This window comes from Stenotrophomonas sp. P5_B8 (assembly GCF_054049855.1).
In genome coordinates, this window is record NZ_JBFULO010000122.1 from 1 (window position 1) to 10,216 (window position 10,216).

At 67.7% G+C, this 10,216-nt stretch carries 12 protein-coding genes; 3 read left to right on the top strand and 9 right to left on the bottom strand.

The window, feature by feature from the left end:
• Positions 1-175: 175 nt before the first annotated feature.
• Complete coding sequence (locus tag ACXJKH_RS09005; RefSeq protein ID WP_457319176.1) at positions 176-463, bottom strand: hypothetical protein; 288 nt, start codon at positions 461-463, stop codon at positions 176-178.
• A 199-nt stretch (positions 464-662) separates the two neighbouring features.
• Here ACXJKH_RS09005 and ftsY point away from each other — a divergent pair, with 199 nt between their 5' ends.
• From ftsY to ACXJKH_RS09020, 3 genes are all read left to right on the top strand, one after another.
• A complete protein-coding gene (gene ftsY / locus ACXJKH_RS09010; protein WP_457319172.1) occupies positions 663-2,051 on the top strand; it encodes a signal recognition particle-docking protein FtsY in 1,389 nt (462 codons plus the stop codon).
• Positions 2,052-2,204: 153 nt separating this feature from the next.
• Entirely contained in the window at positions 2,205-3,344 is a 1,140-nt protein-coding gene (gene mutY, locus ACXJKH_RS09015; protein WP_457319173.1) for an A/G-specific adenine glycosylase, read from the top strand.
• A 3-nt stretch (positions 3,345-3,347) separates the two neighbouring features.
• Positions 3,348-3,617, top strand: coding sequence for an oxidative damage protection protein (locus ACXJKH_RS09020; RefSeq protein WP_038689032.1), 270 nt, complete (start codon positions 3,348-3,350; stop codon positions 3,615-3,617).
• Positions 3,618-3,770: 153 nt separating this feature from the next.
• Here the strand turns inward: ACXJKH_RS09020 and ACXJKH_RS09025 are convergent, their stop codons facing one another.
• The 8 genes from ACXJKH_RS09025 to sdhD form a co-directional block, all read right to left on the bottom strand.
• Positions 3,771-4,235 carry a DUF6491 family protein gene (locus tag ACXJKH_RS09025; RefSeq protein WP_457319174.1) on the bottom strand — a complete coding sequence of 155 codons (465 nt, stop codon included), beginning with the start codon at positions 4,233-4,235 and terminating at the stop codon, positions 3,771-3,773.
• 87 nt (positions 4,236-4,322) lie between these two features.
• Positions 4,323-5,036: a lipoprotein-releasing ABC transporter ATP-binding protein LolD gene (gene lolD, locus ACXJKH_RS09030; RefSeq protein ID WP_256774065.1), complete on the bottom strand. Its 714-nt coding sequence runs from the start codon at positions 5,034-5,036 to the stop codon at positions 4,323-4,325.
• Positions 5,029-6,270, bottom strand: coding sequence for a lipoprotein-releasing ABC transporter permease subunit (locus tag ACXJKH_RS09035; protein ID WP_256774066.1), 1,242 nt, complete (start codon positions 6,268-6,270; stop codon positions 5,029-5,031). The genes lolD and ACXJKH_RS09035 overlap by 8 nt, the downstream gene beginning before the upstream one ends.
• Positions 6,271-6,293: 23 nt before the next feature.
• Entirely contained in the window at positions 6,294-6,743 is a 450-nt protein-coding gene (locus ACXJKH_RS09040) for a hypothetical protein (protein WP_256774067.1), read from the bottom strand.
• Complete coding sequence (locus tag ACXJKH_RS09045) at positions 6,694-6,942, bottom strand: FAD assembly factor SdhE (RefSeq protein WP_128095617.1); 249 nt, start codon at positions 6,940-6,942, stop codon at positions 6,694-6,696. Before ACXJKH_RS09045 ends, ACXJKH_RS09040 begins: the two co-directional genes overlap by 50 nt.
• Before the next feature lie 126 nt (positions 6,943-7,068).
• A complete protein-coding gene (locus ACXJKH_RS09050) occupies positions 7,069-7,854 on the bottom strand; it encodes a succinate dehydrogenase iron-sulfur subunit (protein WP_038689041.1) in 786 nt (261 codons plus the stop codon).
• A gap of 163 nt (positions 7,855-8,017) precedes the next feature.
• A complete protein-coding gene (gene sdhA / locus ACXJKH_RS09055) occupies positions 8,018-9,808 on the bottom strand; it encodes a succinate dehydrogenase flavoprotein subunit (protein WP_256774069.1) in 1,791 nt (596 codons plus the stop codon).
• A 31-nt stretch (positions 9,809-9,839) separates the two neighbouring features.
• A partial coding sequence (gene sdhD / locus ACXJKH_RS09060; RefSeq protein ID WP_457319175.1) for a succinate dehydrogenase, hydrophobic membrane anchor protein occupies positions 9,840-10,216 on the bottom strand: 377 nt, incomplete at its 5' end.

The following is a 10,216-nucleotide window of genomic DNA, read 5'->3' on the forward strand; positions in this document are numbered from 1 at the left end:
TGCATGAAGCCGGCCAGCGGCCGGCACTACATTAACTTCGGAAACATGTGCATGGAGCCGGCCAGCGGCCGGCACTACCGGTGACTGAAGGGAGCCGGCCAGCGGCCGGCACTACCGGTGACTGCAGGGAGCCGGCCAGCGGCCGGCGCCCCCGGTCAGCTGCGTCGATCCGGTCTCAGGCGCGCTCGTCCAGCAACGCGCCGAGCATCTGGTCGCTGCGGCGGATCAACGCGGCGTTGGCACTGAAGGTCAGCACCGCGWCCTTTGCGGCAAGCAGGTCTGAAACCGGTGCGCCGGGATCGGGCACGCCCTCGACCAGACTGGCCTGCACCCCGCCTCCGACCACCGAGCTCTGTGCCACCCCGATCCGGGGGGAAGCCTCCACCGGCAAACGCGCCACGTTGGCCGCAGCGGCCTGTACCCCAAGGCTCGCGGCACGCATGCCCGAGCTGGCAATGGACATCACGTTCACGCTGCTGCACTCCACGATGCATGGCCGGCGTCCGATGACGCAGGCATCCAAAGCCGTTAACGGCCGMACCACCACAGACTGTAGAGCCGACCGTTGGTCGGCTGCCCGCCGACACTGCACCACCCCACGTTCGCACTGCCGTCCAAGGGCGCAGTGGTAGCATATCCCCCTGATTTCAGCGCCGAATCCAATGCTCAGTTTCTTCCGTCGCAAAAAGCCCCAGGACGCTCCGCAGGACGCGCCCAAGACCCAGCACTACTCGGCCGAAGAGCTGGCAGCGGCGTTCCCGCAGGCCAGTGAAGACGGCCCGTCGGCGCCCGCGCCCGTCCAGCCGCCGGCTGCCACGGTTCCCAGCGTCGTCATGCCGGTGGCCGCGCCTGCACCAGCGGTCGCGCCGGTTGCGCCCGCGGAAGCGGCGCCGCCGGTCGTCCCGGCACCGGCCGCACCGGTCGTGGAAGCACCTGCGGCACCGACGGCGCCGGTCGTAGCGGCACCTGCGGCACCGGTCGCACCCATCGTCCAGACCGCCCCGGTCGCCATCGCCGAACCGATCGCCGCCCCGCTGCCGCCGCCGGTGCTGGTCGCCAGCGAAATCGTGCAGGAAGCCGCGCAGCCGCTGGCCACCGTGCCCGATGACAACAGCGCCCCCGCCGCCGCGCCGGGCAAGCCCGGTTGGCGCGACCGGCTGCGCAACAGCGTCATCGCGCGCAGCTTCGGCGGTCTGTTTTCGCGCAACCCCAAGCTCGACGACGACCTGCTGGATGAACTGGAAACCGCGCTGATCACCGCCGACGTTGGTGTCGGTGCGACCACCGCATTGGTCGAAGGCCTGCGCAAGCGCATGAAGGCGCGCGAATTCGCCGATGCCAACGCGCTGCTGGCCGCGCTGCGTGGCGAACTCATCGCGATCCTGCAGCCGGTGTCCAAGCCCCTGGTCATCGACCGCAACGCCAAGCCCTTCGTGGTGCTCACCGTCGGCGTCAACGGCGTCGGCAAGACCACCACCATCGGCAAGCTGGCCAAGCGCTTCAAGGACGACGGCCACAGCCTGATGCTGGCCGCCGGCGACACCTTCCGCGCCGCCGCCGTGGCCCAGTTGCAGGCCTGGGGTGAGCGCAACGGCGTGGCCGTGATCGCGCAGGGCCAGAACGCCGACGCCGCGTCGGTGGCGTTCGACGCCCTGCAGGCCGGCAAGGCGCGCGGCACCGAGGTGCTGATCGCCGACACCGCCGGCCGCCTGCACACCCAGGGCGGGCTGATGAACGAACTGGGCAAGATCCGCCGCGTGCTCGGCAAGATCGACCCGGCCGCCCCGCACGAAGTGCTCATGGTCATCGACGGCACCACCGGCCAGAACGCGCTTTCGCAGCTGCGTCAGTTCCATGCCGCGGTCAACGTGACCGGGCTGGTGGTGACCAAGCTGGACGGCACCGCCAAGGGCGGCGTGGTGTTCGCGCTGGCGCGCGAGTTCAACATTCCCATCCGCTTCGCCGGCATCGGCGAGCGTCCGGAAGACCTGCGCGTGTTCGACCCAGAAGCCTTCGTCGACGCGCTGCTGCCCGACGCACTGGGCGGCTGACCGGACGGCGCGCGGGACATACGCGCGCCTCCGGTAGAGCCACCCCATGGGTGGCTGCTCGACMAGGCTGGCCCGCGCTTATGCGGCGGCCGGCGCAGCCAGATTCAGCGCAGCCACCCATGGGGTGGCTCTACCCCCTCACCGGGAATCCCCTTGCCACGCCAGCCAACCGCCAGCGCCCCCACGCCCACCGACGATGCCTTCGTCGCGCGCCTGCTGCCGTGGTTCGACGGCCACGGCCGGCATGATCTGCCGTGGCAGCATCCACGCTCGCCGTACCGGGTGTGGCTGTCGGAGATCATGCTGCAGCAGACCCAGGTCAGCACGGTCATCCCCTACTTCCTGAAATTCCTGCAGGTGTTCCCCACCCTGCCCGCCCTGGCGGCCGCCAGCAACGATGCGGTGATGGCGCAGTGGGCCGGGCTGGGCTACTACGCCCGCGCGCGCAACCTGCATGCGGCGGCCAAGCGCTGCGTCGAGCTGCACGGCGGCGAGCTGCCGCGCGATGTCGATGCGCTGCATGCGCTGCCGGGCATCGGCCGCAGCACGGCAGGCGCGATCCTCAGCCAGGCCTGGAACGACCGCTTTGCGATCCTCGACGGCAATGTCAAACGCGTGCTGACCCGCTACCACGGCATCGAGGGTTTCCCCGGCCTGCCGGCGGTGGAAAAAATGCTGTGGGCATTGGCCGAAGCACACGTACAGCATGTGCCCGACGCGCGCCTGGCCGATTACACCCAGGCGCAGATGGACCTGGGCGCGACGATCTGCACCCGCAGCCGGCCCGCGTGCGCGATCTGCCCGCTGCAGGACGACTGCGTGGCACGCCGCGAAGGCCGCACGGACCAGCTGCCCACGCCCAAACCGAGCAAGACCCTGCCCGAACGCGAGGCGGTGGCGTTGCTGCTGCGCGACGGCAGCGGCCGCGTATTGCTGCAGAAGCGGCCGGACACCGGCATCTGGGCACAGCTGTGGACGCTGCCGCAGGCCGACAGCGGCATGCAGTTGCAGGACTGGTTCGACGCGCACATCGACGGTTCGCTGGAAGATGCCGAGCCGCTGCCGGTGCTGCAGCACACCTTCAGCCATTACCGGCTGCACCTGCAGGTACTGGTGTGCCGGGTGCAGGGCCTGCGCGCGGAAGATCCCGGCCTGCGCTGGGTCGATGCCCAGGCACTGGCCACGCTTGGCCTGCCCGCCCCGATCCGCAAGCTGCTGGAGACCGGCGCGCCGCCCGCATCGCCCAAGCGCCGTACAATGCGACGCGCACCATCCTCACCCGATTCCGAGTAAGCCATGCCCCGCACCGTTTTCTGCCAGTACGAACAACGCGACACCGAAGGCCTGGACTTCGTGCCCTACCCCGGCGAACTGGGCCAGCGCATCTTCAACGGCATCGGCAAGAGCGCCTGGAGTGCCTGGCTGGCGCACCAGACCATGCTGATCAACGAAAACCGGCTGTCGCCGCGCGATCCCAAGCACCGCGCGTTCCTGGAAACCGAGCTGGTGAAATACCTGTTCGAGAAGGACGCCGAGAAGCCGGCCGGATTCGTTCCCGAGGCGTGATTCCAGCGCGCTGCCGACCTGCAGCCGGCAGCGATCGGCTCCTCCGGCGGCACCCCGCTGCCATGCATTCTCCGCCCGCGCGCGCGGCAGTGGCCGGGACGCAACGACCGATCATGAGACGCCCTACGCGACGGCCGAACGGCCGGCACGCAGTTACTTCGCCGGCGCGGCCTGGGCTTCCTCGCGCTCCTGCACCTGCGCCTGGCGCAGCTGCTTCTCCGAGGAACGCAGGGCCTGCACATCCAGCTTGCGGATGCTGTCAATGAAGCACGGCATGTTCATCGGGCCCTGGGTCGGGTCGCGCACCAGCACCTTGTCGAAGCGTGCCGAGACCCGCCCGACCCTGCTGGTCAGCGCGATCGCCGGCGCGTAGTCCAGGCCCTGGCAGGGCCCGCGCAGTTCCAGCAGATAGCCTTCGCTCGGCCGCGTCCACACTGCCAACGCGCTGTCGCCCAGTTCGGTCCAACCCGACAACGATCCGTACAGCGGCATGTCCTGCTGCGGCGGGCCGGCATGGGCACGGTAGAGGGCCAGCCGCTCATCGCCGCTCAAGCGGCCGGTGGTCGCGCAGCCGACCAGGGTCAGGCACAGCGCGGCGGTTGCGATCAGGGTCTTCATGGCGCCTCCATCGGGGATGAATGCGCCGATGATGCACCCCTCGCGTGAGGCCGGCGCCATGGTCGCGCCGGCCATTCAGCGGCCAGCTCAGACCTGGCTGTGGGCCAGTGCGTGCAGGCGCCCTTCGCGCAGCTCCAGCACGCGGTCGAGCTTGCGCGCCAGGCTGCGGTCGTGGGTCACCAGCACCAGGCTGGTGTGGTACGCACGGTTCAACTCCAGCATCAGCTCGAACACGGTGCCGGCGGTCTTGTCGTCCAGGTTGCCGGTTGGCTCGTCGCCCAGCACGCACGCCGGCCGGTTGACCAGCGCGCGCGCCACGGCGGCACGCTGGCGCTCGCCGCCGGACAGCTCGCCGGGCTTGTGCTCCAGCCGATGCCCCAGCCCGACCGATTCCAGCAGGGCCTGCGCGCGGCTCTTGGCCGTCGCCACCGCTTCGCCGCCCAGCAGCCCCGGCATCATCACGTTTTCCAGCGCGGTGAATTCCGGCAGCAGGTGGTGGAACTGGTACACAAAGCCAAGCGCGCGGTTGCGCAGCTGGCCACGCTGGCCGTCAGACAGCCCGGACATGCGCTGGCCGGCCACGAACACCTCACCGGCGGTCGGCGTATCCAGCCCGCCCAGCAGGTGCAGCAGGGTGCTCTTGCCGGCGCCGGAGGCACCGATGATGGCCACCGTCTCACCGGCGGTTACGCTCAGATCCAGGCCGTTGAACACCGGGGTCTGCATGCGACCTTCGGCATAGGTCTTGGCGAGCCCTTCGGCGCGGATCACTTCATCGCCGCGGTTGATCGGCTCATTCATAGCGCAGGGCCTCCGCCGGCTGGGTGCGGGCGGCGCGCCACGCGGGGTACAGCGTGGCCAGGAAGCTCATGGCCAGCGCGATCACGGTGATGACGATGATGTCCGGGGTCTGCATGTCGGTCGGCAGGCCGGTGATGTAGTAGACGTCCTCCGGCAGCAGCTTGACGTTGAACAGGGTTTCGATCGCACCGAGGATGCGCTCCAGGTTCAAGGTCAGGGTGATGCCGCCGATCACGCCGGCAACGGTGCCGATGATGCCGATCAGCGAGCCCTGCACCATGAACACCTGCATCACCCCGCCCGGGGTGAGCCCCAGCGTGCGCAGGATGGCGATGTCGGCCTGCTTGTCGGTGACCAGCATCACCTGCGAGGACACCAGATTGAACGCGCCCATGGCGATGATCAGCGAGAGCAGGATGCCCATCACCACCTTTTCCATGCGCAGCGAGTGGTACAGGTTGGCGTTCTGCTGGGTCCAGTCGCTGACCCGGTAACCGCCGCCCAGGGTGTGGGCCAGGTCCACGCCCACGTCCAGCGCCTTGTCCATGTCATGCAGTTTCAGCCGCACGCCGGTGACCCCGTCCATGCGCAGCACGCGCTCCAGGTCGGCCATGTTGGCGAACGCCACGCCCTTGTCGATTTCGTTGTAGCCGGCCTCGAAGATGCCGCTGACGGTGAAGCGCTTCAGCCGCGGCATCGCCCCGACCGGGGTGCCCTGCACTTCGGCCAGCGTCACCAGCACGGTGTCGCCGACATCCACGCCCAGCCAGATCGCCAGCTCCTTGCCGACCAGCAGGTTGTAGCTGCCGGTCGTAAGGCTGTCGAAGCTGCCCTTGACCAGTTTCTGGTTGATCACCGAGACACCCGGCTCCAGCGCCGGATCGATGCCCTGCACGATCGCACCCTGCACGCGCGGACCGCTGAGCATGGCCTGGATCTCGATATACGGCGCGGCACCCGCTACGCGCGGATCCTTCTTGGCCGTATCCACCGCACGCTGCCAGTCCGACATCGGCGCGCCGTCGGTGGTGATGGTGGTATGGGCGGTCATCTGCAGCAGGCGGTCGCGGATTTCCTTCTGGAAACCACTCATCACCGCCAGCGTGGTGATCAGCACGGTAACGCCAAGGGCGATACCGAGGATGGAGGCCATCGAAATGAAGGAGATGAAACCGTTGCGGCGTTTGGCGCGCAGATAGCGCAGACCGATTGAAACAGGGATGGGTTTGAACATGCAGGTGCGCCGGACAATTCAGGCTATGGTGCCACTGCCGGACGTGAACGGGAAATGCAGTGTGCGCGGACGGCCAGACGCAGTTCACGTCGCGACGCCGGCGCCAGCGTATCGGGCCAGAACAGCCGCCAGCGCCGCCGCCCCTGCTGGCGCCAGGCCAGTTGCAGCAGGACCCCGCGATCGGACAATTGCAGGTCCTCGACGGCCTTGCCGTCTACCTGTGCCAAGGCTTCACCAGGCAGAATCACGATGCGCTGCGCCGGCGTCCGCCAATACCGCCATGCCTCGGCCCCGCCCAACAACAGGGCCAGCAGCGATGCGGGCCAGCGCAGCCCGGCGGGCAGGTCACTGCTGCACAGCGCCCAAGGCGCCAGCGCGGTGATCAGCAGCTGCGCCCCGCACTGCCAGCGCGAGGGGCGCCACTCAAGCCGGCAGGGCGCGGATCCGGGCGATGAGCGCGGCGGGCTGGGCATGCGGGCACTCCTCGTAACCCATGAACCAGCGCCACAACTTATCGTCCTCGCTCTCCAGCAGGAACAGGAAAACCTCGCGCTCTTCGGTAGGGGCCTGCAACCAGCAACGGTCCAGGTAACGGCCGAACAGCTGGTCCAGCTCGCGCATGCCGCGGCGGCAACGCCAGCGCAGCTTCTTCAGTTCAGTGGCTTCGTCCATCGACGTGGATGCATCCATAAAGGCGGCGACCGCTGGGTCGCCCGAAACGACAGCGGCACCAGACCTTCCGGTCGGTGCCGCCGATGTCGCCCGCGCCTGCGCGCGGGCGGTGCTGAAACCACTCAATCAGGCGCGGCGCGCCATCATCAGCTTCTTGATCTCGGCAATGGCCAGCGCCGGGTTCAAGCCCTTCGGGCAGGTCCGCGAGCAGTTCATGATGGTGTGGCAGCGGTACAGCTTGAACGGGTCTTCCAGCTCGTCCAGGCGCGCACCGGTGTCTTCATCGCGCGAGTCGACGATCCAGCGGTAGGCCTGCAGCAGGATCGCCGGGCCCAGGTAACGCTCGCCGTTCCACCAGTAGCTCGGGCAGCTGGTCGAGCAGCACGCGCACAGGATGCACTCGTACAGGCCGTCGAGCTTCTTGCGGTCTTCCGGCGACTGCAGGCGCTCGCGATCCGGCGGCGGCGGGGTCTGGGTACGGATCCACGGCTTGATCGAGGCGTACTGCGCGTAGAAGTGGGTCAGGTCCGGAACCAGATCCTTGACCACGCTCATGTGCGGCAGCGGGTAGATCGGCACTTCGGCCTTGCCGCAGTCGGCGATGGCGCGGGTGCAGGCCAGCGTGTTGGTGCCGTCGATGTTCATCGCGCACGAACCGCAGATGCCCTCGCGGCACGAACGACGGAAGGTCAGGGTCGGATCGACCTCGTTCTTGATCTTGATCAGCGCGTCCAGAACCATCGGGCCGCAGCTGTCCAGGTCGATCTCGTACGTGTCGGTACGCGGGTTGCTGTCGTCGTCGGGACTCCAGCGGTAGATCTTGAAAGTGCGCGTGTTCTTCGCACCGCTCTTGGCGGGGAAGTGCTTGCCCTTTCCGATCTTGGAATTCTTGGGGAGGGAAAACTCGGCCATGGCTGTTCTCGTTGGCTCAGGCGGCTCGCGCTGCGAAGCAGGCGCGGGTTGCACGGAAGATGAGGAAGTCGACACCGCCGGCCAGCGGCGCACGTACCACCCCACCCGGGTGGGTGGCGGTGGTCGCGAGCGCTGCGTGGACGGAGGTCATGCCGCAGGTCTCTTAGTAAACGCGCGGCTTGGGCGGCACCACGTCCACGTCCTTGCTCAACGTGTACATGTGCACCGGACGGTAGTCGAAGCTGCACTTGCCGTTGTCGTCGACGTTGACCAGCGTGTGCTTCTGCCAGTTGACGTCGTCGCGGTCCGGGAAGTCCTCATGCGCATGCGCGCCACGGCTTTCCTTGCGCTGTTCGGCCGAATTGATCGTTGCCACCGCATTGAGCAGCAGGTTGTTCAGCTCGTAGGTTTCGATCAGGTCCGAGTTCCACACCAGCGAGCGGTCGGTCACCTTGACGTCCTGGAAGGAGTCGAAGATTTCGGACATCTTGGCGCAGCCCTCTTCCAGCGTTTTGCTGGTACGGAACACCGCTGCATCGTTCTGCATGGTGCGCTGCATGTTGTCGCGGATGACCGAGGTCGGGGTGTCGCCGTTGGCGTAACGCAGCTTGTCCAGCAGGCCCAGCGCCTTGTCGCACGCATCCGACGGCAGGGTCTTGTGCGGCGCGCCGGACTTGATGGTCTCAGCGCAACGGTTGGCCACCGCACGACCGAACACGACCAGATCCAGCAGCGAGTTCGAACCCAGGCGGTTGGCACCGTGCACGGAGACGCAGGCCGCTTCGCCGATCGCATACAGGCCCGGCACCACCGCATCGGGGTTGTCGCCGACCTTGCGCACGACTTCGCCGTGGTAGTTGGTCGGGATGCCACCCATGTTGTAGTGCACGGTCGGGATGACCGGGATCGGCTGGGAGTGCACGTCCACGCCGGCGAAGATCCGCGCGCTTTCGGCGATACCCGGCAGCTTGTCGTCGATCACGCCCGGGCCGAGGTGGGTCAGGTCGAGCAGGATGTGGTCCTTGTGCTCGCCGACGCCGCGGCCTTCGCGGATTTCAATGGTCATCGAACGCGACACCACGTCGCGCGAGGCCAGATCCTTGTAGTGCGGTGCGTAGCGCTCCATGAAGCGCTCGCCGTTGCTGTTGCGCAGGATGCCGCCTTCGCCGCGCACGCCTTCGGTGATCAGGCAGCCGGCGCCGTAGATACCGGTCGGGTGGAACTGCACGAACTCCATGTCCTGCATCGGCAGGCCGGCACGCATGACCAGACCGCCGCCGTCGCCGGTGCAGGTGTGGGCCGAGGTGGCGCTGAAGTAGGCGCGGCCGTAGCCGCCGGTGGCCAGCACCACGCCGTGGGCGCGGAACAGGTGCAGCGAGCCGTCGGCCATGTCCAGGGCGAGCACGCCGCGGCAGACGCCTTCGTCATCGAAGATCAGGTCGAGGGCGAAGTACTCGATCATGAAGCGCGCGTTGTGCGCCAGCGACTGCTGGTACAGCGTGTGCAGCATGGCGTGGCCGGTACGGTCGGCGGCGGCGCAGGTACGCTGCGCGGACGGGCCTTCGCCGTACTTGGTGGTCATGCCGCCGAACGGGCGCTGGTAGATCTTGCCCTCTTCGGTACGGCTGAACGGCACGCCGTAGTGCTCCAGTTCGATGATGGCCGGAATCGCTTCGCGGCACATGTACTCGATCGCGTCCTGGTCACCCAGCCAATCCGAGCCCTTGATGGTGTCGAAGAAGTGGTAGCGCCAGTCGTCCTCACCCATGTTGCCCAGCGCGGCGGAGATGCCACCCTGCGCGGCCACGGTGTGGGAACGGGTCGGGAAGACCTTGGTCAGGCAGACGGTCTGCAGGCCCTTGGCGGCAAGACCGAACGTAGCGCGCAGGCCAGCACCGCCGGCGCCGACCACGACCATGTCGTACTTGTGTTCCGTAATCTTGTAAGCGGACATCTAATCTGGATTCCTGTCTTGGTGCCTGGACTCAGGCAACGCCGAGCGCAATGCGGGCGACCGCAAACACACTGACGATCGCGCCGAGCACGGCGATGAACTTCRCCGTGGTCTGCAGCGCCAGGGCCAGCAGCGAGTTGTGGATGTAGTCTTCCAGCACGACCTGCAGGCCGAGCTGGGCGTGCCAGAACATCGCGACCAGGAAGCCGACCAGCAGCACCGCATTCCACGGCTTGGACACCGCGTCGGTGGCGGTCACGTAATCGGCGCCGATCAGGCTCAGCACGAACACCAGGAACCAGATGGTCAGGCCGACCAGCGCGGTGGCGGTCAGGCGCTGCATCACGAAGTGCTCGGTGCCGGTCTTGGCGGCGCCCAGGCCACGCACGTTCTTCAGCGGGGTACGGT